General features: G+C 69.4%; 24 protein-coding genes. 17 read left to right on the forward strand and 7 right to left on the reverse strand.

The features are described 5' to 3' along the window. Nucleotides 1-21: 21 nt before the first annotated feature. The gene (locus DEO45_RS01040) at nt 22-1,350 is read left to right on the forward strand and encodes a hemolysin family protein (protein WP_114340480.1); all 1,329 of its coding nucleotides are present in this window, start codon (nt 22-24) and stop codon (nt 1,348-1,350) included. 94 nt (nt 1,351-1,444) lie between these two features. Here the strand turns inward: DEO45_RS01040 and DEO45_RS01045 are convergent, their stop codons facing one another. Beyond that, nucleotides 1,445-2,203: an RNA methyltransferase gene (locus DEO45_RS01045; RefSeq protein ID WP_114340481.1), complete on the reverse strand. Its 759-nt coding sequence runs from the start codon at nt 2,201-2,203 to the stop codon at nt 1,445-1,447. Between the two features lie 114 nt (nt 2,204-2,317). On the opposite strand from DEO45_RS01045, the gene DEO45_RS01050 reads away from it, so the two are divergent. Then, nucleotides 2,318-3,121: an inositol monophosphatase family protein gene (locus tag DEO45_RS01050; RefSeq protein WP_114340482.1), complete on the forward strand. Its 804-nt coding sequence runs from the start codon at nt 2,318-2,320 to the stop codon at nt 3,119-3,121. A 53-nt stretch (nt 3,122-3,174) separates the two neighbouring features. Here the strand turns inward: DEO45_RS01050 and hda are convergent, their stop codons facing one another. The 3 genes from hda to DEO45_RS01065 all read right to left on the reverse strand — a co-directional run bounded on the left by hda (nt 3,175) and on the right by DEO45_RS01065 (nt 6,156). Beyond that, a complete protein-coding gene (hda, locus tag DEO45_RS01055) occupies nt 3,175-3,873 on the reverse strand; it encodes a DnaA regulatory inactivator Hda (RefSeq protein ID WP_114340483.1) in 699 nt (232 codons plus the stop codon). Then, nucleotides 3,870-5,045, reverse strand: coding sequence for an AI-2E family transporter (locus DEO45_RS01060; RefSeq protein WP_114340484.1), 1,176 nt, complete (start codon nt 5,043-5,045; stop codon nt 3,870-3,872). The genes hda and DEO45_RS01060 overlap by 4 nt, the downstream gene beginning before the upstream one ends. A gap of 127 nt (nt 5,046-5,172) precedes the next feature. Next, nucleotides 5,173-6,156 carry a DUF2066 domain-containing protein gene (locus tag DEO45_RS01065; RefSeq protein WP_114340485.1) on the reverse strand — a complete coding sequence of 328 codons (984 nt, stop codon included), beginning with the start codon at nt 6,154-6,156 and terminating at the stop codon, nt 5,173-5,175. A gap of 152 nt (nt 6,157-6,308) precedes the next feature. On the opposite strand from DEO45_RS01065, the gene purM reads away from it, so the two are divergent. Genes purM through DEO45_RS01080 form a run of 3 tightly spaced genes read left to right on the forward strand, consistent with a single transcriptional unit; the run spans nt 6,309 to nt 8,771 of the window. Continuing rightward, the gene (gene purM, locus DEO45_RS01070; RefSeq protein ID WP_114340486.1) at nt 6,309-7,358 is read left to right on the forward strand and encodes a phosphoribosylformylglycinamidine cyclo-ligase; all 1,050 of its coding nucleotides are present in this window, start codon (nt 6,309-6,311) and stop codon (nt 7,356-7,358) included. A gap of 8 nt (nt 7,359-7,366) precedes the next feature. Beyond that, complete coding sequence (gene purN, locus DEO45_RS01075; RefSeq protein WP_114340487.1) at nt 7,367-8,029, forward strand: phosphoribosylglycinamide formyltransferase; 663 nt, start codon at nt 7,367-7,369, stop codon at nt 8,027-8,029. A 34-nt stretch (nt 8,030-8,063) separates the two neighbouring features. Beyond that, nucleotides 8,064-8,771 (forward strand): DUF3108 domain-containing protein, encoded by a 708-nt coding sequence (locus DEO45_RS01080; RefSeq protein ID WP_114340488.1) that lies wholly within the window; start codon nt 8,064-8,066, stop codon nt 8,769-8,771. Nucleotides 8,772-8,846: 75 nt separating this feature from the next. Here the strand turns inward: DEO45_RS01080 and murA are convergent, their stop codons facing one another. Further along, nucleotides 8,847-10,106: a UDP-N-acetylglucosamine 1-carboxyvinyltransferase gene (murA, locus tag DEO45_RS01085; RefSeq protein ID WP_114340489.1), complete on the reverse strand. Its 1,260-nt coding sequence runs from the start codon at nt 10,104-10,106 to the stop codon at nt 8,847-8,849. 48 nt (nt 10,107-10,154) lie between these two features. After that, nucleotides 10,155-10,394, reverse strand: a complete 240-nt coding sequence (locus DEO45_RS01090) for a BolA family protein (RefSeq protein ID WP_114340490.1) — start codon at nt 10,392-10,394, stop codon at nt 10,155-10,157. Nucleotides 10,395-10,601: 207 nt separating this feature from the next. On the opposite strand from DEO45_RS01090, the gene DEO45_RS01095 reads away from it, so the two are divergent. From DEO45_RS01095 to ptsP, 12 genes are all read left to right on the forward strand, one after another. Next, nucleotides 10,602-11,621 carry a KpsF/GutQ family sugar-phosphate isomerase gene (locus tag DEO45_RS01095; RefSeq protein ID WP_114340491.1) on the forward strand — a complete coding sequence of 340 codons (1,020 nt, stop codon included), beginning with the start codon at nt 10,602-10,604 and terminating at the stop codon, nt 11,619-11,621. 87 nt (nt 11,622-11,708) lie between these two features. Beyond that, a complete protein-coding gene (locus DEO45_RS01100; protein ID WP_114340492.1) occupies nt 11,709-12,251 on the forward strand; it encodes a KdsC family phosphatase in 543 nt (180 codons plus the stop codon). Next, on the forward strand, nt 12,248-12,844 hold the full coding sequence (gene lptC / locus DEO45_RS01105) for an LPS export ABC transporter periplasmic protein LptC (protein ID WP_114340493.1): 597 nt from the start codon (nt 12,248-12,250) through the stop codon (nt 12,842-12,844). Before DEO45_RS01100 ends, lptC begins: the two co-directional genes overlap by 4 nt. Further along, nucleotides 12,807-13,391 carry a lipopolysaccharide transport periplasmic protein LptA gene (gene lptA, locus DEO45_RS01110; RefSeq protein WP_114340494.1) on the forward strand — a complete coding sequence of 195 codons (585 nt, stop codon included), beginning with the start codon at nt 12,807-12,809 and terminating at the stop codon, nt 13,389-13,391. The genes lptC and lptA overlap by 38 nt, the downstream gene beginning before the upstream one ends. 3 nt (nt 13,392-13,394) lie before the next feature. Beyond that, nucleotides 13,395-14,114 carry an LPS export ABC transporter ATP-binding protein gene (lptB, locus tag DEO45_RS01115; protein WP_114340495.1) on the forward strand — a complete coding sequence of 240 codons (720 nt, stop codon included), beginning with the start codon at nt 13,395-13,397 and terminating at the stop codon, nt 14,112-14,114. Between the two features lie 97 nt (nt 14,115-14,211). Continuing rightward, nucleotides 14,212-15,681 (forward strand): RNA polymerase factor sigma-54, encoded by a 1,470-nt coding sequence (locus tag DEO45_RS01120; RefSeq protein ID WP_114340496.1) that lies wholly within the window; start codon nt 14,212-14,214, stop codon nt 15,679-15,681. Nucleotides 15,682-15,831: 150 nt separating this feature from the next. Continuing rightward, nucleotides 15,832-16,155: a ribosome hibernation-promoting factor, HPF/YfiA family gene (hpf, locus tag DEO45_RS01125; RefSeq protein WP_114340497.1), complete on the forward strand. Its 324-nt coding sequence runs from the start codon at nt 15,832-15,834 to the stop codon at nt 16,153-16,155. A 149-nt stretch (nt 16,156-16,304) separates the two neighbouring features. Beyond that, a complete protein-coding gene (hprK, locus tag DEO45_RS01130) occupies nt 16,305-17,270 on the forward strand; it encodes an HPr(Ser) kinase/phosphatase (protein WP_114340498.1) in 966 nt (321 codons plus the stop codon). Between the two features lie 4 nt (nt 17,271-17,274). Continuing rightward, complete coding sequence (gene rapZ, locus DEO45_RS01135; RefSeq protein WP_114340499.1) at nt 17,275-18,180, forward strand: RNase adapter RapZ; 906 nt, start codon at nt 17,275-17,277, stop codon at nt 18,178-18,180. A gap of 43 nt (nt 18,181-18,223) precedes the next feature. Then, complete coding sequence (locus DEO45_RS01140; protein WP_114340500.1) at nt 18,224-18,616, forward strand: PTS sugar transporter subunit IIA; 393 nt, start codon at nt 18,224-18,226, stop codon at nt 18,614-18,616. Next, a complete protein-coding gene (locus tag DEO45_RS01145; protein ID WP_114340501.1) occupies nt 18,609-18,878 on the forward strand; it encodes an HPr family phosphocarrier protein in 270 nt (89 codons plus the stop codon). Before DEO45_RS01140 ends, DEO45_RS01145 begins: the two co-directional genes overlap by 8 nt. 169 nt (nt 18,879-19,047) lie before the next feature. Beyond that, nucleotides 19,048-20,790 (forward strand): phosphoenolpyruvate--protein phosphotransferase, encoded by a 1,743-nt coding sequence (gene ptsP, locus DEO45_RS01150; protein WP_114340502.1) that lies wholly within the window; start codon nt 19,048-19,050, stop codon nt 20,788-20,790. A 10-nt stretch (nt 20,791-20,800) separates the two neighbouring features. On the opposite strand, the gene DEO45_RS01155 is transcribed toward ptsP, so the two are convergent. Next, a complete protein-coding gene (locus DEO45_RS01155; protein WP_114340503.1) occupies nt 20,801-21,676 on the reverse strand; it encodes a LysR substrate-binding domain-containing protein in 876 nt (291 codons plus the stop codon). Between the last annotated feature and the right edge of the window lie 65 nt (nt 21,677-21,741).

Below are 21,741 nucleotides of genomic sequence, written 5' to 3' on the forward strand. Positions count from 1 at the left end.
GCCTCCCCCATCATCGCCGCGATGCTGACCGAAATCGCGCTCGTCCTCGTGCTGGCCTTGTGCAACGGCTTCTTCGCCCTGTCGGAGATGGCGCTGGTGGCCTCGCGCAAGAGCCGCCTCAGGCAGATGGCGCGGAAAGGCCGCAAGGCCGCCGCGGCCTCGCGCCACGCCGAGGCGCCGGAGCACTTCCTGTCCACCGTGCAGGTCGGCATCACCCTGGTCATGCTGATCACCGGCGCGGTGGCCGGCGATGCGCTGGGCGGCCACATCGGCGCCGCACTGCGGGGCGCGTCCCCGGAATGGCTGCTGCCGTATGCGCGGGTCATCGGCATCGTGTTCGGCTTCGCGCTGATCTCGTTCATCCAGATCGTGGTCGGCGAACTGGTACCCAAGCGGCTGGCGCTGGCGGCGCCGGAAAAGGTGTCGTCGTACGTGGCGATCCCGATGCTGCTGCTGTCGCGGCTGACCGCGCCGTTCGTGTGGCTGCTGAACGCATCGAGCAACCAGTTGCTGCGCCTGCTGCGGGTCAATCCGCAGGGTGGCGGCATGGTCAGCGAGGAGGAGATCCGCCTGCTGGTCGCCGAAAGCGCCGAACAGGGCGTGCTCGACGCGGACGAACACAACATGGTCAACCGCGTGCTGCGCCTGGGCGACCGCACGGTGGACAGCGTGATGACCCCGCGCATGCGCATCGCATGGCTGGACATCGCCGCCAGCCGCGAGGAGAACATCGAGGTGCTGCGGCAAACCCCTTACTCGCGCTACCCGGTGTACCGCGGCGACGAGAGCGAGGTGGTCGGCGTGGTCGAGGTCAAACTGCTGCTGCACAGCTTTGCCGAGGGCACGCCGGAGCTGTTCGGACACCTGGCCAAGCCGCTGTTCGTGCCCGCCACCGCCCGCGCGCTGGACCTGCTGGAGGAGTTCCGCGACGCCGAGACGCCGCTGGCGCTGGTGGTGGACGAGTACGGCGACATCGAGGGTGTGGTCACCGTCAACGACCTGCTGGCGGCCGTGGTCGGCGCCAGCCAGATCGGCCACGCCGGCAGCAGCGAGGACGGCCCGATCAAGCAGCGCGCCGACGGCAGCTGGCTGATCGACGGCAGCCTGTCCACCGACGACCTGCGCGAATTGCTGCAGATCGGCGAGCTGCCGGGCGAGGAGGAACATGGCTACCGCACCGCCGCCGGCATGGTGATGACCGCCCTCGGCCACGTGCCGCAGACCGGCGAGACGTTCGCCTGGCGTGGCATCCGCTTCGAAGTGGTCGACCTCGACGGCGCCCGCATCGACAAGCTGCTGGTGACGCGCCTCCCTGCGCAGGCTGAACCGGGAGGCGAGGAAAGCGGCTAGCAGCAGCTTCGTAGGGCGGACACCGCCCGCCGCTCCTGCATTTCCCACGGCACATTGAAAGGCTGGCGGGCAGTGCCCGCCCTACCGAAGCCGCCTACTTGCCGTTGGCCAGCCCCGCCATCCGCTGCGCATCGGCAAGAATGCCGTGCAGCACGCGCAGCTCGCGCGCGTCCGGCTGGGCGCGCTGGAACAGCTTGCGCAGGCGCAGCATGATCGTGGTGGGCTCGCGGCCCTTGTGGAAGTCGATGTCGTCCAGCGTCTGTGCCAGGTGGCGGTAGAACTGTTCCATCTGCGCGGCGTCAGCGGGCGGTTCGTCGTGCTCCGGCGGCGGCGCTGGCGGTTCGTCGCCGAGCATCGCCATGCGCAGTTCATAGGCCATCACCTGCACCGCCTGCGCCAGGTTGAGCGAGCTGAAGTCGTCCACGCTGGGAATCCGCACCATCGCGTGGCAACGCGCCAGTTCCTCGTTCTCCAGCCCGGTGCGCTCGTTGCCGAACACCAGCGCCACCTGTTCGCCACGAGTCGCCGCCGCCAGCGCCTGCCGGGCCGCCTCGCGCGGCGAGAGTTCCGGCAAGGTCACGCCGCGCCGACGTGCCGACAGGCCCAGCGCCAGGCTGCTGCCGCCCAGGCCATCGACCAGCCCGGCATGGAGGCCGGCGTTGGCCAGCACGTCGTCCGCGCCGGCGGCCAGCGCGTTCGCCTCCGGATCGGGAAAACGGTGCGGCGCGACCAGCTCCATCCGCGCGAAGCCCATCGTGCGGATCGCCCGCGCCGCGCTGCCGATGTTGCCGGGATGCGAGGTGCGCACCAGCACGTAGCGGATGCGGGCGGCGAGGTCGTGGAGGTCGGTCATGCGCTGGGCGGATGGGTGGTTCGGGTCGACAAGGATAGTGGACGCGGGGCGGCCAGGGCCCGCCTCTGCTAGAATCGCCGGCCGCAGCCCCGCTCTCTTCCAAAGTCGATACCCATGGCCCGACCCCACGTCACGATCGCGGCGCGCGCCGCCCGTTCCGCAGGCAACGTGATCCTGCGTTACATGAACCGCATCGACGGCTTGCACGTCGTCGAGAAGCAGCAGATGGATTTCGTCTCCGAGGTCGACAAGCTGGCCGAGGCGGAAATCGTCAAGGAACTGCGCCGCGCCTATCCCGACCACGCGATCCTCGCCGAGGAAAGCGGCGCGATCGGCAAGGGTCCGCTGACCTGGGTGATCGACCCGCTGGACGGCACCCACAACTATCTGCGCGGCATCCCGCACTTCAGCGTGTCCATCGCGCTGCTGGAGAAGGGCGTGCCGATCCACGCCGTGGTGTTCGACCCGCTGCGCGACGAGCTGTACACCGCCAGCAAGGGCGACGGCGCCTACCTCAACGACCGCCGCATGCGCGTCGGCAAGCGCGAGAACCTGGGCGGCGCGATGATCGCCACCGGCTTCCCGTTCCGCCAGCGCGAACACCTCGCCGCGCAGCTGGACATGACCCGCGCCATCCTCGGCCAGGCCGAGGACATCCGTCGCTCCGGCTCCGCCGCGCTGGACCTCGCCTACGTCGCCGCCGGCCGCTACGACGGCTACTTCGAGATCGGCCTGAAGCCCTGGGACATGGCCGCCGGCGTGCTGCTGGTGCACGAGGCCGGCGGTCGCTATGGCGACTTCGCCGGCCGCGACGGCATCCCGGCCAGCGGCAACCTCATCGCCGGCAATCTCAATGTGGCGAAGGCGCTGACCGACGCGATCGGCCAGCAGGCGACGCCGGGGTTGCTCAAGGCCTGAGCGGGCCTGTCCCGTGGAAACAGACGAAGGCGCCCGCGGGCGCCTTCGTCGTTTCAGGATGCCGCATCGCGCAGGAATTCGCGCAGGAACGGAATGGTGATCCGCCGCTGCGCCGCCAGCGAGGCCTGGTCCAGCCGGTCGAGCAGGTCGAGCAGCGCACCGAGATCACGCGCGTAGCGGGCGAACAGCCAGTCCAGCACGCTGTCGTCCAGCTCGATCCCTCGCGCGGCGGCCTGCGTCTTCAGCACGGCGCGCCGCTCGTCGTCGTCGAGCGGCTTCAGCGCGAACCGGGTACAGGCACCCAGGCGCGAGCGCAGGTCGGGCAGCTCGATGCCGAGCCGGGTCGGCGTGGCATCGGCGGCGAACAGCAGTGCGTTGCCTTCGGCGCGGGTGCGGTTATAGAGGTCGAACAGCGCGTGCTCAGCATCGCCATCGCCGGCAATGGCACCGATGTCGTCCAGCGCCAGCAGCTCGCTGCCGGCGACGCCGCGCAATGCCGCCGCGCGATCCGTCAACGTCGCCAGCGGCAGGTATTGCATGCGCCGCCCCGCCAAGCCGGCCGCCTGGCAGGCAGCCATCAGCAGGTGGCTGCGGCCGCTGCCGGCAGGTCCGTGCAGGTAGACCCACGGCGCACCGGCTTGCAGCGCCAGCGCCCGCACCGCGGCCAGCGCGGCGGCATTGGCGCCGGCGTGGAAATGGTCGAAGCGCTGGCGGTGCGGCCAGCGCAGCGCGAGCGGCAGCTGCGGGATCATGGGGCGCGGCGGTCGTCCGGCGGAGGTGCCGCTACGGTCTCCGTTTCGACGCCACCGTTTCGGCGTACGGTGACGTCCACCTCGGCGATCACCGGATCCTCCGGGCCCGCCTCGTTGTACAGCTCGCTCATGCGGTAACGCTCGATCAGGTAGCGCAGCAGCACCATGATCACCGATGCCGCCGGCAGCGCCAGCAGCACGCCGAGGAAGCCGAACAGGTAGCCGCCAGCCAGCACCGCGAACATCACCGCCACCGGGTGCAGGCCGATCTTGTCGCCGACCAGCTTGGGCACCAGCACATAGCCTTCCAGCAGCTGGCCGACCGCGAACACGCCGCAGACCATCAGCACGTGCGTCCAGTCGCCGTACTGCACCAGCACGGCCACGATCGCCGCGACGAAACCGATGATGAAGCCCAGGTACGGCACGAAGCTGAGCAGGCCGGCGACCATGCCGATCAGCGGCCCCACGGTCAGCCCCACCACGCCGAGGGCGCCGCCGTAGAACACGCCCAGCGCCAGCATCACCAGCAACTGGCCGCGCACGAACGCGCCCAGGATCTTGTCCGACTCGCTCGCCAGGTAGGCGATGGTGGGCTGGATCGAACGCGGCAGCATGCCGTCGATCTTCGCCACCATCCGGTCCCAGTCGCGCAGCAGGTAGAACGCCACCACCGGGATCAGCACCAGGTTGGCCAGCCACGCCACGATGCCCAGGCCGGAGCGCGACACCTTGCCCAGCACGGCCGTGGCGACGCCGCCGATCGAGGCGAGGTGGCCCTTGACCGCAGCCAGCAGGCGATCGCTGTCGAAGGTGTGCGGATCGAGGTGCAGGCGTGCCTGCAGCCACGGCCACACGGTGTTCTGCGCCCAGTCGCCGTAGCGCGGCAGGTTGCTGACCAGGTTCTCGATCTGGCGCGCGATCAGCGGGATCAGCAACAGCAGCACGCCAATCATTGCCACCATGATCACCACGAACACGATGGTGGCCGCCCACGCCCGGTTCAGTCGCAGCCGCTCCAGCCGGTCGACCAGCGGATCGCCAAGATAGGCCAGCATGGCGGCCACCGCGAACGGCATCAGCACCGGTGCCAGCAGCCAGAGCAGGTAGACGATGACTGCCGCGATGGCGAGCAGCTGCCAGCGGCGCGAGATGTCCTTGTCCTGATTCACTCGGTACGCCCCGGCAAGGGATGGTCATCCATCTGAAGAATCCGGCCAGGGACGGGCAGGTTCTTGCGAGGGACTCGCATCATTGGAAAAGTCCGCACGGGGATTGTGCGGGGAATTCGTAATCCCGTCAGTGCAGCCAGCGCAGATTCTCGTCCGCGCCAGCATGCGGCTCGCCCTGCAGCAGCAGGTGGCCGCTGGCGGCGAGGTTCGCGGCAAGCGCGCCCATCGGCACGGAAGCCTTCACATGCAGCAGCACGCCGTCGTTCTGCGCGCCCAGCGTCTGTACCTGCTTCACCGAGGGGTCCTCCTGCAGGGTGGCCATCAGGTTGGCGTAATCCATCGCGGATTCGAGCCCGCTGACCCAAAGCTTGCCTTCGCTGGGGCCGGCGCCGATCACGTTGAGCTGCTTGCCGAGCCGATCGACCAGGCCATTGCCGGCATCGCCGAGCACGGCGGCCGTGGTGCCCTGGTCGCTCCAGTGTTGCGTCTGGCCGCCCGAGACCAGGGTCCAGTCGGCACCGCCGTCGCGCAGCTTGCCCAGCAGGACCAGGCCGGTGTGGTAGCGCTGGTTGATTGCCGCCAGCGCGGCCGGATCGGTAGCGGCGACCTTGGCTGCATCCGGCGGATTGGCCGCGTCGGGATAGGCCAGGTTGGTGCCGCGCGCCCCGGCGGTTGCGGCCAGGCCGGCCAGCGCCGCCTGATCGAGCAGGCGACCATCACTGCCGCGCACCAGCAGCAGTACCGGCGGCTTGATGCCGGCACTGCGCACGCCCAGCTTCGACACCAGCCGGCGCACCGCGCCGGGCTCGAATTCCACGTCCAGCACCAGCCCGGTCGCGGCGCGCTGGTACTGGAATTTCTGCACCATCGAGGCCGCCGTACCCAGCGCCTCGGCGTATCCGGGGTTGCTGCGCAGGTCCTGGCCGCCGGCGACCCGCGCCAGCACCTGGCCCAGCGCGGTGGCGAACGCCTGGTCGCGCTGCGCGTCGCTGGTGTCGGCCAGCGGCACCACCACCGAGTACGGCGAGCCCACCGCCGCCTGCGCGTGCAGCGGCGGCAACACGGCAAGACCCAGCAGCAGGGTGGCGATCAGCAGGCGTGACAGGCGCATGGAAGGGGCATCTTCTGAGGGGAAGCTTCCGGGAAGTCTGCCCAATCGCGCCCCCAGCGTCCATGCCGGCGGTCACCAAACCCGCGGCGGCCGGCCGGCAACGGCGCCGCAAGCTGCTAGAATTGCGCGTTTCATCCACGCCGGTTTCCGCCATGTCTGACGCCCTCACCTACCGCGCCGCCGGCGTCGATATCGACGCCGGCAATGCGCTGGTCGAACGCATCAAGCCGCTGGTCAAGCGCACTTTCCGCCCCGAGGTGATGGGCGGGTTGGGCGGCTTCGGCGGCCTGTTCGACCTGAGCGGTCGCTACCGGGAGCCGGTGCTGGTCTCCGGCACCGACGGCGTGGGCACCAAGCTGAAGCTGGCGCAGCAGCTGAACCGCCACGACACCATCGGCATCGACCTGGTCGGCATGTGCGTCAATGACGTGCTGGTGCAGGGCGCCGAGCCGCTGTTCTTCCTCGACTACTTCGCCACCGGCAAGCTCGACGTGGACACCGCCGCCGCCGTGGTCGGCGGCATCGCCGCAGGCTGCGAACTGGCCGGTTGCGCGCTGATCGGTGGCGAGACCGCCGAGATGCCGGACATGTACCCGCCGGGCGAATACGACCTGGCCGGCTTCACCGTGGGCGCGGTGGAGAAGTCGCGGATGCTCACCGGCGACGCCATCGTGGCCGGCGACGTGGTGCTGGGCGTGGCCTCCAGCGGACCGCACTCGAACGGCTATTCGCTGATCCGCAGGATCCTCGAGCGCGCCGGCTGCACGGCCGACAATGGCAGGTTGGAGCTCGACCTCGGCGGCGTGAAGCTGGTCGACGCGCTGATGGCGCCCACCACGATCTACGTCAAGAGCATGCTCGACCTGCTTCGCGCACAGCCGGAGCAGATCCACGGCATGGCCCACATCACTGGCGGCGGTCTCAAGGAAAACATCATCAGGGTGGTGCCGGACGGCCTCGGCATCGCGCTGGACGCGTCCACCATCGTGCTGCCGCCGGTATTCGACTGGCTGATGCGCGAAGGCAACGTGGCACGCGAGGAAATGTGGCGCACGTTCAACTGCGGCGTCGGTTTCACCGTGATCCTGCCGCGCGACGCGGTGGCCGCCGCCTCCGCGCTGTTGGCGAAGCACGGCCTGGCCAGCTCGGTGATCGGCGCGATCGTGCCCGCGGCGGGCGACGAACGCGTGCATATCGGCTGATCCGTTCGGTGCCGGTCATGCCAGCCAAAGTCGCCGTGCTCGCCTCCGGGCGCGGCAGCAACCTTGCTGCATTGCTCGAGGCGCGCGCGCGCGGCGAACTGCCGGTCGAGTTCGTGCTGGTCGGCAGCGACAAGGCCGGCGCCGGCGCGCTCCGCCTGGCCGAGGCGGCCAACGTCCCGACCCTGGCGCTGGACCCGCGCAGCTACCCGGATCGCCGCGCGTTCGACCTGGACCTGTTCCGGCGCATTGCCGCCAGCGGCGCCGACTGGCTGGTGCTGGCCGGCTTCATGCGCATCCTCGACGGCGAGGCGCTGAAGCCGTGGGTGGGCCGGATCATCAACATCCATCCCTCGCTGCTGCCGAAATACCGCGGCCTGCACACCCATCGCCGCGCACTGGAAGCCGGCGATGCCGAGCACGGCGCCAGCGTGCATTTCGTCACCGCGGAGCTGGACGGCGGCCCGGTGATCGCGCAGGCGTGCCTGGCGATCGAGGCCGGCGACGACGAGGAACGCCTGGCGCAGCGCCTGCTGCCGCTGGAACACCGGCTGCTGCCGGCGGTGCTGAACCTGCTGGCCGCGGGACGGCTGCAATGGGATGGAGCGCCGCGCTTCGACGGGCAGCCGCTGTCGACCCCGTTGCGGCTGGGCGACGACGGCCTTGTTCCTTAAAGCCGGTTCAGCCCGGTCTCGGCAGACTCGGCGCATGACCATCCGACCCCTGCTCGCTCCCCTGCTCGGCCTCGGCCTGCTGCTCGGCGCCCGGACTGCCCCCGCCGCCACGCCTGGCGCCTTCACCGCAACCTACAACGTATCGCAGGGCGGCCAGCCGATGGGTGTCGCCACGGTGACCCTGCGCGCGGCCGGCAACGGCGAGTGGATCTACGGCAAGGACGTCAAGGGCACTGGTGGACTGGCCGCCCTGCTCGGCGCCAGCGTTACGGAAAGCTCGCGTTTCCGCTGGAAGGGCGACGTGCCTGAGGCGATCAGCTACGACTACCAGATGCAGGCCGCGGTGAAGGCCAAGCAGCGTCACCTGGTGGCCGACTGGTCGAAGAACCGCGTGACCGTGGACGAGGGCAAGGGCCCGCGGAGCTACCCGACCAGCCCAGGCATGGTCGAGCGCAACACCCTGCCGCTGGCGCTGGGCCTGGCCCTGCGCGACGGCAAGCGGCAGGTCGCGCTGCCGGTCGCGGTGCGCCAGGAAGTGCAGGTGCAGCACTTCAAGGTGACCGGCAAGGAAAACGTCAAGGTTCCCGCCGGCAGCTTCGCCGCGCAACGGGTCGACCGCACCGACGCCGACCGCGGCTTCAGCGCCTGGTACGCCCCCGACCGTTACCCGCTGCCGGTGAAACTGTCGCAGCACGACGGCGGCGACATGGTGATGGAGCTTGTGAGTTACCGGGCCGACTGAAGCTCTTCACATATGGCCAGTACGAAAAAAGCCCGGCAACGTCGGGCTTTTTTGCTGTACGCGCTACGCAACCACTCAGTTCGGCAAACGGCGGATCTTCGCGCCGAGCACGCCGAGCTTTTCCTCGATGTTCTCGTAGCCGCGGTCGATGTGGTAGACGCGGTCCACCGTGGTGTCGCCCTTGGCCACCAGCCCGGCCAGCACCAGGCAGGCCGAGGCACGCAGGTCGGTGGCCATGATCGGCGCACCGCTCATCTGCGCGACGCCCTGCACCACCGCGGTATTGCCCTCGAGGCGGATGTCCGCGCCGAGCCGCTGCAGCTCGTGCGCGTGCATGAAGCGGTTCTCGAACACCGTCTCGGTGACTACGCCGGTGCCCTCGGCCACGCAGTTCAGCGCGGTGAACTGCGCCTGCATGTCAGTCGGGAACGCCGGGTACGGCGCGGTGCTGATGTTGACCGCCTTCGGGCGGCGGCCGCCCATGTCCAGCTCGATCCAGTCGTCGCCGGTGGTGATGTGCGCGCCGGACTCCTCCAGCTTGGCCAGTACCGCGTCCAGCGTGCTGGCGCGGGCATGCCGCGCGCGCACCTTGCCGCCGGTCATCGCCGCGCCGACCAGGAAGGTGCCGGTCTCGATGCGGTCGGGCAGCACCTCGTACTCGGCGCCGTGCAGGCGCTCCACGCCGTGGATGACCATGGTCGAGGTGCCGGCGCCCTCGATCTGCGCGCCCATCGCGATCAGGCAATGGGCCAGGTCGACCACCTCGGGCTCCTGCGCCGCGTTTTCGATCACCGTGGTGCCCTGCGCCAGGGTGGCCGCCATCATGATGTTCTCGGTGCCGGTCACGGTGACCATGTCCATCAGGATGCGCGCGCCTTTGAGCCGACCCGCCTTCGCCTTGATGTAGCCGTTCTCGACCGTGATCTCGGCGCCCAGCGCCTGCAGGCCGCGGATGTGCTGGTCGACCGGGCGCGAGCCGATCGCGCAGCCGCCCGGCAGCGACACCTCGGCCTGGCCGAAGCGCGCCACCAGCGGGCCGAGCACCAGGATCGAGGCGCGCATCGTGCGCACCAGGTCGTACGGCGCCACGCAGGTACTGGTGGTACGGGGGTCGACGTGCATCTTCATGCGGTCGTCCAGCACCAGCTGCACGCCCATCTGGCCGAGCAGCTCGATGAACGTGGTGACATCGTGCAGGTGCGGCACGTTGCCGATGCTGACCGGCTCGTCGGCCAGCAGGCAGCCGGCGAGGATCGGCAGCACGGCGTTCTTGGCGCCGGAAATGCCTACCTCGCCATGGAGCGGCGTACCGCCGCTGATCAGGATCTTGGCCATCGAAAGTCCTTCAATCGAAACTCGGAGGGGGAAGTGCGGCTGCAGCCCTCAATGGCGCGCCGCGGCTTCCTCGGGGGTCAGGGTCTTCAGGGCCAGCGCATGGATCGCGCCGCCCATCAGCTCACCCAGCGTGGCGTAGACCAGCCGGTGCCGGGCCAGCGGCAGCTTGCCGGCGAACTGGCTGGCGACCACGGTGGCCTCGAAATGCACGCCGTCATCGCCACTCACCTCCACCTGGGCGCCGGGCAGGCCGTTCACGATCATTGCCTGGATGCGGGCAGGGTCCATCGGGGAGTGTTCCATACGGGAGGCTGGCCAGCCGGAAGGGGTTCCGTCGCGACGGGAACCCATCGCACTGGCTCAATGACGTTAAAATGCGGATATGCCATGGTAATGGAAATCCTCTGGCGCAGAAATGACGGCAGATCCAGACCGGCGCAGGCGACGGCCCTCGTCCGGCGGGATGACCGCCATTCCCTTCCTTGTCGAGCCCCCATGAACGCACGCATCGCCCCGCCCTCTCCCGCCACGCCGGCCAAGCTGGATCCGGACGCCATCATGCGCAGCGCGCGCACGGTGATCGCCACCGAGGCGGCGGCGGTCGAGGCGCTGGAGGCGCGGGTCGGGCCGGCCTTCGTCGAGGCCTGCCGGCTGATCCTGGGTTGCCGGGGCCGCGTGGTGGTCAGCGGGATGGGCAAGTCGGGCCATATCGGGCGCAAGATCGCCGCCACCCTGGCCTCCACCGGCACGCCGGCGTTCTTCGTGCACCCGGGCGAGGCCAGCCATGGCGACCTCGGCATGATCCTGCCGCAGGACGTGGTGCTGGCGATCTCCTATTCCGGTGAGACCGACGAGCTGCTGCTCATCCTGCCGGTGATCAAGCGCCAGGGCATCCCGCTGATCGCGATCACCGGCCGCCCGACCTCCTCGCTGGCGACCCAGGCCGACGTGCACCTGGACGGCAGCATCTCCAGCGAAGCCTGCCCGCTGGGCCTGGCGCCGACCACCAGCACCACCGTGGCGCTGGCGCTGGGCGATGCGCTGGCGATCGCGCTGCTGGAGGCGCGCGGCTTCACCTCCGACGACTTCGCCCGCTCGCACCCGGCCGGTGCGCTGGGCCGGCGCCTGTTGCTGCACATCAGCGACGTGATGCACACCGGCGACGAAGTACCTCGGGTATCGCCGGACGCCAGCCTCACCGCTGCCCTGGTCGAGATGACCCGCAAGCACCTGGGCATGACCGCCGTGGTCGACGCCGACGGCCACCTGCTCGGCGTGTTCACCGACGGCGACCTTCGTCGCGCGCTGGACGACGAGGGCGTGAACCTGCGCGGTGCCACCGTGGCCGAGCTGATGACCCGCGGCCCGAAGACGATCGGCGCCGACAAGCTGGCGGCGCAGGCGGCGCAGATGATGGAGCGGCACCAGATCCACGCCCTGCTGGTGGTCGACGACGAACAGCATGTGGTCGGCGCGCTGAACATTCATGATCTGCTCCGTGCGCGTGTCGTCTGATACGGCCTGATTTGCCGATTCGCCAAGGCGAATCGGCAAATCAGACAAGCCCGCTCCTCGACGCCCTTCGCGAGCAACCCCAAGCCCATGCCCTATCTCGCCAATCTCCCCACCGACCTCCTGACCCGCGCCGCGAAGATCCGCCTGGCGGTGTTCGACGTGGACGGCACGCTGACCGACGGTCGCCTGTGGTACGGCGAGGACGGCCGCGAGACCAAGGTGTTCCACGTGCACGACGGGCTCGGCCTGAAGCGGCTGCAGGCGAACGGCGTGCAGGTGGCGATTATCACCGCGCGGATCAGCCACCCGGTCGCCCTGCGCGCCGAGGAACTGGACATCGCCCACGTCTACCAGGGCCAGGGCGACAAGCGCATCTGCCTGCAGCAACTGCTGGACGCACTGCATCTGGCACCCGAACAGGCCGCCTTCACCGGCGACGACCTGCCCGACCTGCCACCGATGCGCATCGCCGGGCTGGCGGTGGCGGTGGCCAACGCGCACCCCTGGGTGGCCGAGGCCGCGCACTGGCAGACCGCCCGCAGCGGAGGCATGGGTGCCGTGCGCGAGGTGTGCGACCTGATCCTGCACGCCCAGGGCCGCAGCGATGCCGAACGGGAGCGCTGGCAATGAACCTGCGCCTCTGGCTGCGCGACCGGCGCCTGCCGGCCGCGACCGTCGCCGTCGCCGTGGCCGCCGGGCTGGGCCAGCTGCTGCTCTGGTGGCTGGGGCCGGCGCCGAAGACCCCCGATTTCGTCGGGCCGCCGCGTTCCGGCTACACCCTGACCGACGCCCGGATGACCGAGTACAACGCCGAGGGCCTGCCCAGCTTCCACCTGCAGTCGCCGCACCTGGAGCGTCGCGAGGGGGACGAATCGCTCTACCTCAACGCGCCCACCTTCCAGCTGCCGGCCAACCAGGCCGGCGTGCCGGACTGGCTGGGCCAGTCGCTGTACGGCTGGGTCAACAAGGACGGTACCCAGCTCAAGCTGCAGGGTCCGGTGGAAATGAACCGGGCGGCGTTCGACGATACGCCGGCGACCCGCATCCAGACCGCCGACGTCACCGCCTGGCCGAAGCAGAATCGCCTGGAAACCGCCGCCCCGGCGCAGATGGTGCAAGGCGGCACTAGAATCAGCGGTATCGGCATGCGTGCCGACCTCAACGACAAACACCTGGAGCTGCTCGATGACGTCCATGCCACCTTCCCGCCGCGCCAGCGCTAGGTTCGCGCTCGCCGTGGTCGCCCTGGGCCTGTTCGCGGCCCAGCCGGCGCTGGCCAGGAAAAGCGACCGCCAGCAGGAAATGCAGGTCGCCGCCAAGAATTTCGACGGCTTCCAGAAACCGAACAGCGTGAGCACGCTGACCGGCAACGTGGTGATCACCCAGGGCACGTTGAAGGCCACCGGCGCACAGGCCAAGGTGTATTTCGACGCGGACACCCAGATCAGCCGGGTGGTCATCACCGGCAGCCCGGCCCATCTCGAGCAGCTGGACGATAACGGCAACCTGATGCTGGGCGACGCCGCCACGCTCGACTACGACAACCTCAATGGCATCGCGGTGCTCAGCGGCAACGCCTCGGTCACCCAGAAGGGCCGCGGCGAAGCGCATGGCGACAAGCTCACCTACAACACCGAGACCAGCCAGATGACTGGCGAGAGCGCCGGCGACGGCCTGGTCCACATGACCTTCCGGCCCAAGCCGAAACCGGCCGGCTCCGCCGCGCCCGCGCCGGCCAAAAGCGTGCCCACCCCGCAGGGGCAGCAGTAACCGATGCTTTCCGCCGAAGGTCTGCAGAAAAGCTTCAAGTCCCGCCAGGTCGTGCGCGATTTCGGCTTCTCCATCCGCGAAGGCGAGGTGGTCGGCCTGCTCGGCCCCAACGGCGCAGGCAAGACCACCTGCTTCTACATGGTGGTCGGCCTGATCGAGACGGACGGCGGCACGATCAAGCTGGACAAGATGGACATCACCGGCCTGCCGATGCATGCGCGTTCCCGGCTGGGCATCGGCTACCTGCCGCAGGAAGCCTCGGTGTTCCGCCGGCTCAGCGTGGCGGACAACATCCTCGCCGTGCTGGAACTGCGCGACGGGCTGAGCGCGCAGCAGCGCAACAGCGAGCTGGAAAACCTGCTGGACGAGCTGAAGATCGAGCACATCGCCGGACAGAAGGGCGTCAGCCTGTCCGGCGGCGAGCGCCGTCGCGTGGAAATCGCCCGCGCACTGGCCGCCAACCCGCGCTACATGCTGCTGGACGAGCCGTTCGCCGGGGTCGATCCGATCTCGGTCGGCGAGATCCAGCGCATCGTGCGGCACCTCAAGGAGCGCGGCATCGGCGTGCTGATCACCGATCACAACGTGCGCGAGACACTGGGCATCTGCGACCGTGCCTACATCCTGAACGAAGGCGAGGTGCTGTCGCGCGGCACTCCGGCGCACATTCTCGCCGACGAGAAGGTGCGCGAGGTCTACCTGGGTCGCGAATTCCGGCTCTGAGTCATCTGCCGAAGCGGGCTTCCGGCGCGGCCGCGGGCTATGGCTGCGGCCACAGGCACGCGTTACGATGGCCGCGATTCCATCCGACCCCGCCGGCATGAAACCCGCCCTCCAGCTTCGCCTCCACCAGCAGCTGACCCTGACGCCGCAACTGCAGCAGGCGATCCGTCTGCTGCAGCTGTCGCAGCTGGAGCTGGAAGCCGAACTGCGGCAGATCGCCGAGAGCAACCCGCTGCTGGAGTTCGCCGAGGAGGTCGAGGACGACGAGGCGGACGAGAGCGGCGGGACCGAAAACGAATATCCCGGCAACGAGACGATCACGGCCAGCGTGCCCGCCGGCGATGAAGCCGGCGACGACACCGGCGACTGGTCGGACGGTGGCGGTGTAGCCGAGACACCGATCGACTTCTCCAGCAGCGGCAGCGCCGGCAGCGGCGCAGGCATGCGCGGCGACGACGATTTCGAGCCACAGAACGCCGCGCCGGAAACCCTGCAGCAGCACCTGCTGTGGCAGCTCAACCTGGCCTCGTTCAACCCGCGCCAGCACCTGATCGCCACCGTGCTGATCGACGCGCTGAACTCCGACGGCTACCTGGCCGAAGGGCTGGAGCCCGTGCTCGCCGCGCTGCCCGCCGGCTTCAATGCCAGCGTCGAGGAAATCAATGCCGTGCGCCGCCGGCTGCAGGGTTTCGACCCCGCCGGCGTGGGCAGCCTCGACCTGCGCGACTGCCTGCGCGTGCAACTGGAACAGTTCGCCCCCGAGACACCGCAGCGCGAACTGGCGTTGCGCATCGTCGACAGCGAGCTGGAGCTGCTGGCACGCAACGATACCGCCCGGCTGGCACGGCGCCTGCGCGCCGGCGAGAGCGACGTGACCGACGCCGCCGTGCTGATCCGCAGCCTCGACCCGCGCCCCGGCGCCGCGCTCGACGCCACGCCGGTGGAATACGTCGCCCCCGATGTCTACGCGCTGCGCGACGGCAGCCGCTGGCGGGTCAGCCTGAACCCGGACGCGCAGCCGCGGCTGGGCCTGAACCAGCACTACTGCGGCCTGATCGCGCGGGCCCACGGCGAGGACGCCAGCTGGATGCGCGGCCAGCTGCAGGAGGCGCGCTGGCTGATCAAGAGCCTGGAATCGCGCGCCGAGACCCTACTCAAGGTCGCCGAGGCGATCGTGCGGCGGCAGAGCGCGTTCCTCGACTACGGCCCCGAGGCGATGCACCCGCTGGTGCTGCGCGAGGTGGCCGAGGAGGTGGGCATGCACGAGTCCACCATCTCGCGCGTCACCACGCGCAAGTACATGCACACCCCGCGCGGCACCTTCGAGTTGAAGTATTTCTTTTCCAGCGGCGTCTCCACCGAGGACGGCGGCAGCGCGTCGGCCACCGCGATCCAGGCCATGCTGCGCAAGCTGATCGAGGCCGAGGACGCGCGCAAGCCGCTGTCCGACCTGGCGATCGCCGAGGAATTGCAGCGCAAGGGCATCCAGGTCGCGCGCCGCACCGTCGCCAAATACCGCGAGGGATTGCGTATACCCACCTCCAGCGAGCGCCAGCGCGCGGGCTGATTGTCGCAGGGGCTATCCGCGGGAACTTGGTTAACGAAAAATCGCTCCCATACCTGCTACAGGATGATTGACGATGTGCCGCGGCCACCCCGGCCCGGCGCGTCCACCCCGCCGCGAAACGCGGCACTGCACCACCAGAGGAGGCGCACCATGCAATTCCAACTCAGCGGCCAGCAGATTGAAGTCACCCCGGCCCTGCGCGACCACGCCACCGCCAAGCTCGACCGCCTCACCCGCCTCGACGACAAATTGAAGAGCCTCGCGATCGTGCTCTCGGTCGACAAGCTCCAGCAACGTGCCGAGGGCACCCTGGGCGTCATCGGCGCCACCCTGCATGCCGAAGCCACCGAGGCCGACATGTACGCCTCCATCGACGTGCTGTTCGACAAGCTGGTCAACCAGCTGCGCAGGCACCGCGAAAAGGTCGCCGACAAGCATCAGCGCGAAACCCGCGAAGAGCGCCAGTACGGCTGACCGCCCCGGGCTCCGGCCCGTCACGGCCCGCCCCGCCCGGGGCGGGCCGTTTTGCCCTCCGGACACACGCCATCGTCCAAGCTGGCACAATGAGCACACTGCCGCGAAGGTCCACCGGGCCACGGCACGCGGCGCAAGGGACCCAAGGCTTGGATCGGATCAGCGCACGACAGCTCTACGACAGCGTCCACGAACGCATGGCCTTGCGCTGGGTGTCCGGCATGCGCGGGGAATCGCGCGCGCTCGAACCGGGCGCGGCGCAGGCTCGCCGGCCGTCGCTGATCGGCTACCTCAACGTCATCTACCCGAACAAGATCCAGATCATCGGCTCGGAGGAGCTGAACTACCTCGACGGGCTGGACTCGCGCCAGCGCTGGGAGGTGATGCACAAGATCGCCGCCTACCAGCCGGTCGCGCTGATCGTCACCAAGGACCAGGCCGTGCCGGCCGACCTGCGCGAGGTCGCCGAAGAAACCGACACGCCGCTGTGGATCAGCCCCAAGCGCGGCCACGAGCTGCTGACCTACATGCAGTACCACCTGGCGCGCATGCTGGCGGCAAAGGTCACCCTGCACGGCGTGTTCCTCGAGGTGTTCTCGATCGGCGTGCTGATCACCGGCGAGGCCGGCTCCGGCAAGAGCGAGCTGGCGCTGGAACTGATCAGCCGCGGCCACCGGCTGGTCGCCGACGACGCCACCGAATTCACCCTGATCGCGCCGGACGTGATCGACGGCAGCTGCCCCGAGTTGCTGCAGGACCTGCTGGAAGTGCGCGGGCTGGGCGTGCTCAACGTGCGCGAGATGTTCGGCCACATGTCGGTCAAGATCTCCAAGTATCTGCGCCTGGTGATCCACCTCAAGCCGCTGCGCGAGGGCGAGGTCAATCTCGGCGACAGCGGCGACACGCTGACCCGCCTCACCGGCGACATCGGCCATCGCGAGATCTTCGACGTGCAGGTGCCGATGATCACCGTCCCGGTGGCCTCGGGCCGCAACCTGGCGGTGCTGGTCGAGGCCGCCGTGCGCAACCACGCATTGAAGAGCAAGGGCATCGATCCCGCGCAGACCTTCATCGACCGCCAGGCACACCAGTTGCAGCGGCTGCCCCCATGGTGAACGCATGAGCGACGATTTTCCCTCCACCAGCCAGCGGGTCGACCCGCACGACATCCACCTGATCGTGCTCACCGGCATGTCCGGCGGCGGCAAGACGGTGGCGCTGCGCGCGCTGGAGGACCTGGAGTTCTACTGCGTCGACAACCTGCCGTCGATACTGCTGCCGCAACTGGTCGACGCAGCCACCAGCGGTGACCGTCGCGGCCGGCCGCGGCGCATCGCGGTGGGCGTGGACGTGCGCAACCGCGGCACCGATTTCGCACACATGCCGACCGTGCTGTCGGAGCTGGCCCGCGCCGGCGTCCAGGTGCACCTGATCTTCCTGGATTGCCGCGACGAGGTGCTGATCAAGCGCTATTCGGAAACGCGCCGCCGTCATCCGCTGGCCACCCGCGGCGTGTCGCTGGCCGACGCGATCGCCGAGGAACGCCGCCTGCTGCGCCCGCTGATGGCGATCGCCGAGAAGGTGATCGACTCCAGCGAGCTCAACGTGCACCAGCTGCGCCGGCTGGTCGCCACCGGCTACGCGCAGGCCACCGAGGGACTGACCCTGATGTTCCAGTCGTTCGCGTTCAAGCGCGGGCTGCCGCTGGATGCGGACTTCGTGTTCGATGCGCGCTGCCTGCCGAACCCGCACTGGCACGCGCACCTGCGGCCGCTGTCGGGCAAGGACGCGCCGGTGCGCGACTTCCTCGATGCCGAGCCGCTGGTGGGCGAATACTTCGCCGACACCGCACGCTGGCTGGACGCCTGGCTGCCGCGCTTCGAGCAGGACGACCGCAGCTACGTGACCATCTCGATCGGCTGTACCGGCGGTCGCCACCGTTCGGTCTACCTGGTCGAGAAGCTCGCCGCCCACTATCGCGACCGTCGCGAAGGCGTGGTCACCTTCCATCGCGAGCTCGAGTGATGACTGATCTGCCGCTGCACATCGCCACCGCGGGTCGCCGGACATGAGCGTCGGCGTGCTGCTGATGACCCACGAGGCGGTCGGTCAGGCGCTGATCTCCGCCGCGCACCACGTCATGCCAAGGCTGCCGCTGCGCGTGGCGGCGGTGGAGATTCCGCCGGAATCGGACCCCGACGCGATGCGCCAGCTCACCGTGCGTCATGCGCGCGAGCTCGATACCGGCGACGGCGTGCTGGTGCTGGCCGACCTTTACGGAGCCACGCCGTGCAACATCGGCCTGTCGCTGGGCGCGCTCGGCGTACACCTGCACTGCGTATCCGGCCTCAACCTGCCGATGCTGCTGCGCGTACTCAACTATGCGGAGAAACCACTGGACGAACTGGCCGAGATCGCGGCCAGCGGTGGCCGCGGGGGAATTTTCATCGACCATGCTTGAGCAAGAGATCGTCGTTTCCAACAAGCTGGGGCTGCACGCCCGCGCCTCGGCCAAGCTGGTGCAACTGGTGCAGGGTTTCAAATCCACCGTATGGCTGGTCAGCAGGGGTCGGGAAGTCAACGCGCAAAGCATCATGGGCGTGATGATGCTGGCCGCCGGCCTCGGCAGCCCGCTGACCATTCGGGTCGACGGGTCGGACGAGGCATCCGCGCTGGCCGCGGTGATCGAGCTGTTCGAGCGCAAGTTCGACGAAGGAGCATGAGTCATATGGAAGCCGGGAATCGGGAATCGGGAATCGGCAAGAGCACGGCGCGCATGGGCTGGCGGTTCACCGTCAGCGTCATGCCGCCCGCTTTTCCCATTGCCGATTCCCGACTTCCGACCGTCGGGAAGTCCCGTTGCGGGTTTCCCGGTTTCGCCAGGAGCCGCCCGTGAGACACGTCCTCACCGGCACCATCGCCGCGCACGGCATGGCGCTTGGCCGTGCGCGGCTGGTGCAGCCCAGCCGCTACGCGGTCGACACCCGGCCGCTGGCCGAGGAAGAGATCGAGGGCGAGCTGGCGAAGCTGCACCAGGCGCTGGACACCGCGCGGCAGGAACTGCGCGAGTTGCGCGGCAAGCTGCACGGCGCGCTGGCGCGCGAGGTCAACGAATTCATCGACGCGCACAGCCTGCTGCTGGACGACGCCGAACTGCTGCGCGGGCTGGACGACCTGGTGCGGATCGGCCACTACCGCCCCGGCGCCGCGCTGAAGAAGCAGCGCGACCGCCTGTCCGCCGTGTTCGAGGCGATGGACGACCCCTACCTGCGCAGCCGCAAGGAAGACGTCGAGCAGGTGATCAACCGGGTGATCTCCGCGCTGCAGCGGCAGACCAGCCCGGAGGAGCGCAAGCTGGCCGCGCGCGTGGGCGAGATTTTGATCGCCGACTCCATCGCGCCGGCCGACATGGCGCAGCTGGCCGGCAACGGCCTGCTCGGCGTGGTCGCCAGTTCCGGCAGCGCGTACTCGCACAGCGCGATCCTGGCGCGCAGCCTGGGCCTGCCGATGCTGGTGGGCACCCGCGACGCGCTGTCCAACATCCACGACGACGACCTGATCCTGCTCGATGCCGAGCGCGGCGAGGCGATCGTGCACCCGGCCGCGCAGGACCTCTCGCGTTACCGCGCCTGGCAGCGCGAGGCCGCGGCCGAAGGCCGGCGCCTGGCCAAGCTGGCGAACGCTCCCACGCGCACCCGCGACGGCGTCGAGATCGCCCTGCTGGCGAACGCCGAGACGCCGGCCGACGTGGCGATGGCGCGCGCCCGCGGCGCCGACGGCGTGGGCCTGTACCGCACCGAGTTCCTGTTCCTCAAGCACAAGGCGCTGCCCTCGGAAGACGAGCAGTTCATCGCCTACCGCGACCTGGTGATGGGCATGGGCGGCCTGCCGGTGACCATCCGCACGCTGGACCTGGGCGCCGACAAGGCCGACGCCGCCGGGCTCACCCTGCGCGGCGAGGACAACCCCGCGCTCGGCGTGCGCGGCGTGCGCCTGTCGCTGCGCTATCCGGCGGTGTTCACCACCCAGATCCGCGCGATCCTGCGCGCCGCCTGCTACGGCCCGGTGCGCGTGCTGGTGCCGATGGTGACCCAGCCGGACGAGATGATCGCGGTGCGCACGCTGTTCAAGCTGGCGCGGCAGGACCTGAAGCGCGAGGCCATCGACCTGCCGGAGAAGCTGCCGCTGGGCGCGATGATCGAGGTGCCGGCCGCGGCGATCAACGTGCGCGCCCTGCTGGAGCACGCCGACTTCCTCGCCATCGGCACCAACGACCTGGCGCAGTACGTACTCGCCGCCGACCGCGGCAACGACGCGCTGGAGAACATCTACAACCCGCTGCAGCCGGCGCTGCTGCGGCTGATCTCGCACGTGCTCACTTCCGGCCGCCGCGCGAAGAAGCCGGTCAGCCTGTGCGGCGAAATCGCCGGCGACGTGAACTTCGCCGCGCTGCTGCTGCTGCTAGGCCTCCACGAGTTCAGCATGCATCCGGCGCAGATCCTGCAGGTCCGGGACCGCCTCGCCACGCTCGACCACGCGTACCTGCGCCGCCACGCCGCGCGACTGCTGAACGCACCCACGCACGAGCAGGCCGCGGCGATGCTGGCGGAGATCGTCGGCGCGTCCACCCGCTGATTCCTGCGCGTCACACGCCTTCCAGAAACGCATCCAGCAGGGTGCCGCGGTACTTCTGGCGATGCAGCAGCAGCGAGAGCTTGCGCCGCAGGTCGAGGAACGGCGTCTTCAGCGCCTTCAGGCGGCCGGTCGCCAACGCATCGGTCACTGCCACCGCCGGCAGGCAGGCGATGCCCAGCCCGGCCACCACCGCCTGCTTGATCGCCTCGATCTGGTCCAGCTCCAGCACGGTCTCGCCCGGCGGCAACTGCGCCAGCACCCTTTCGCTGGTGGCGCGGGTGGCCGAGCCGGGTTCGCGCAGCACCCAGCGCGCACCGGCGAAATCGGCGGGTTTCAGGCCGCGCCTGCGCGCCAGCGGATGCTCCGGCGGCGCGCACACCACCAGCAGGTCGTCGCGCCACGGCCGCACTTCCAGCAGCGGATGCGCCACCGGGCCTTCGACGCAGCCAATGTCCAGGCTGTGCTCGAGCATGCCGGCGGCGATCGTCTCGGTATTCGCCACGCGCAGGCGGATCGCCACCTGCGGGTGCGCGCGCACGAAACCGCCGAGCAGTTCCCCGACCAGGTAATTGCCCACCGTATTGCTGGCGCCGATGCGCAGTTCGCCGCCCAGCGCAGCGCCTTCCGCTCGCCCGAGCCGGCCGAACTCGGCATGCCGCTCCAGCAGCTCCTGCGCCAGCGGCAGCAGTTCGCGGCCACGCACATTCAGGTGCAGGCGGCCGCGCTCGCGGTCGAACAGCGGCGCATCCAGCTGTCGCTCCATCTCCGCCAATGCCATGCTGGCCGCCGGCTGGGTCAGGTGCAGCCGCTCGGCGGCGGCACGCACGCTGCCGTGCAGTGCGATCTGCACGAACACGTCCAGCTGGCGCGGGCTGATGTTGATCATCGGTCGATCCTATCAGCTTGCCTGATATATCCAATCATATATTTCAAATTTTCCTGATTGGCATG

This window comes from Rhodanobacter denitrificans (assembly GCF_003335105.1).
In the GTDB taxonomy this organism is placed as follows: Bacteria; Pseudomonadota; Gammaproteobacteria; order Xanthomonadales; family Rhodanobacteraceae; genus Rhodanobacter; species Rhodanobacter denitrificans_A.

Coding starts and splice junctions, on each gene's coding strand:
- DEO45_RS01040 (WP_114340480.1), top strand. CDS start 22: ATGCTGACCGAAATCGCGCTCGTCCTCGTGCTGGCCTTGTGCAACGGC.
- DEO45_RS01045 (WP_114340481.1), bottom strand. CDS start 2,203: ATGACCGACCTCCACGACCTCGCCGCCCGCATCCGCTACGTGCTGGTG.
- DEO45_RS01050 (WP_114340482.1), top strand. CDS start 2,318: ATGGCCCGACCCCACGTCACGATCGCGGCGCGCGCCGCCCGTTCCGCA.
- hda (WP_114340483.1), bottom strand. CDS start 3,873: ATGATCCCGCAGCTGCCGCTCGCGCTGCGCTGGCCGCACCGCCAGCGC.
- DEO45_RS01065 (WP_114340485.1), bottom strand. CDS start 6,156: ATGCGCCTGTCACGCCTGCTGATCGCCACCCTGCTGCTGGGTCTTGCC.
- purM (WP_114340486.1), top strand. CDS start 6,309: ATGTCTGACGCCCTCACCTACCGCGCCGCCGGCGTCGATATCGACGCC.
- DEO45_RS01080 (WP_114340488.1), top strand. CDS start 8,064: ATGACCATCCGACCCCTGCTCGCTCCCCTGCTCGGCCTCGGCCTGCTG.
- murA (WP_114340489.1), bottom strand. CDS start 10,106: ATGGCCAAGATCCTGATCAGCGGCGGTACGCCGCTCCATGGCGAGGTA.
- DEO45_RS01090 (WP_114340490.1), bottom strand. CDS start 10,394: ATGGACCCTGCCCGCATCCAGGCAATGATCGTGAACGGCCTGCCCGGC.
- DEO45_RS01095 (WP_114340491.1), top strand. CDS start 10,602: ATGAACGCACGCATCGCCCCGCCCTCTCCCGCCACGCCGGCCAAGCTG.
- DEO45_RS01100 (WP_114340492.1), top strand. CDS start 11,709: ATGCCCTATCTCGCCAATCTCCCCACCGACCTCCTGACCCGCGCCGCG.
- lptC (WP_114340493.1), top strand. CDS start 12,248: ATGAACCTGCGCCTCTGGCTGCGCGACCGGCGCCTGCCGGCCGCGACC.
- lptA (WP_114340494.1), top strand. CDS start 12,807: ATGACGTCCATGCCACCTTCCCGCCGCGCCAGCGCTAGGTTCGCGCTC.
- lptB (WP_114340495.1), top strand. CDS start 13,395: ATGCTTTCCGCCGAAGGTCTGCAGAAAAGCTTCAAGTCCCGCCAGGTC.
- DEO45_RS01120 (WP_114340496.1), top strand. CDS start 14,212: ATGAAACCCGCCCTCCAGCTTCGCCTCCACCAGCAGCTGACCCTGACG.
- hpf (WP_114340497.1), top strand. CDS start 15,832: ATGCAATTCCAACTCAGCGGCCAGCAGATTGAAGTCACCCCGGCCCTG.
- rapZ (WP_114340499.1), top strand. CDS start 17,275: ATGAGCGACGATTTTCCCTCCACCAGCCAGCGGGTCGACCCGCACGAC.
- DEO45_RS01140 (WP_114340500.1), top strand. CDS start 18,224: ATGAGCGTCGGCGTGCTGCTGATGACCCACGAGGCGGTCGGTCAGGCG.
- DEO45_RS01145 (WP_114340501.1), top strand. CDS start 18,609: ATGCTTGAGCAAGAGATCGTCGTTTCCAACAAGCTGGGGCTGCACGCC.
- DEO45_RS01155 (WP_114340503.1), bottom strand. CDS start 21,676: ATGATCAACATCAGCCCGCGCCAGCTGGACGTGTTCGTGCAGATCGCA.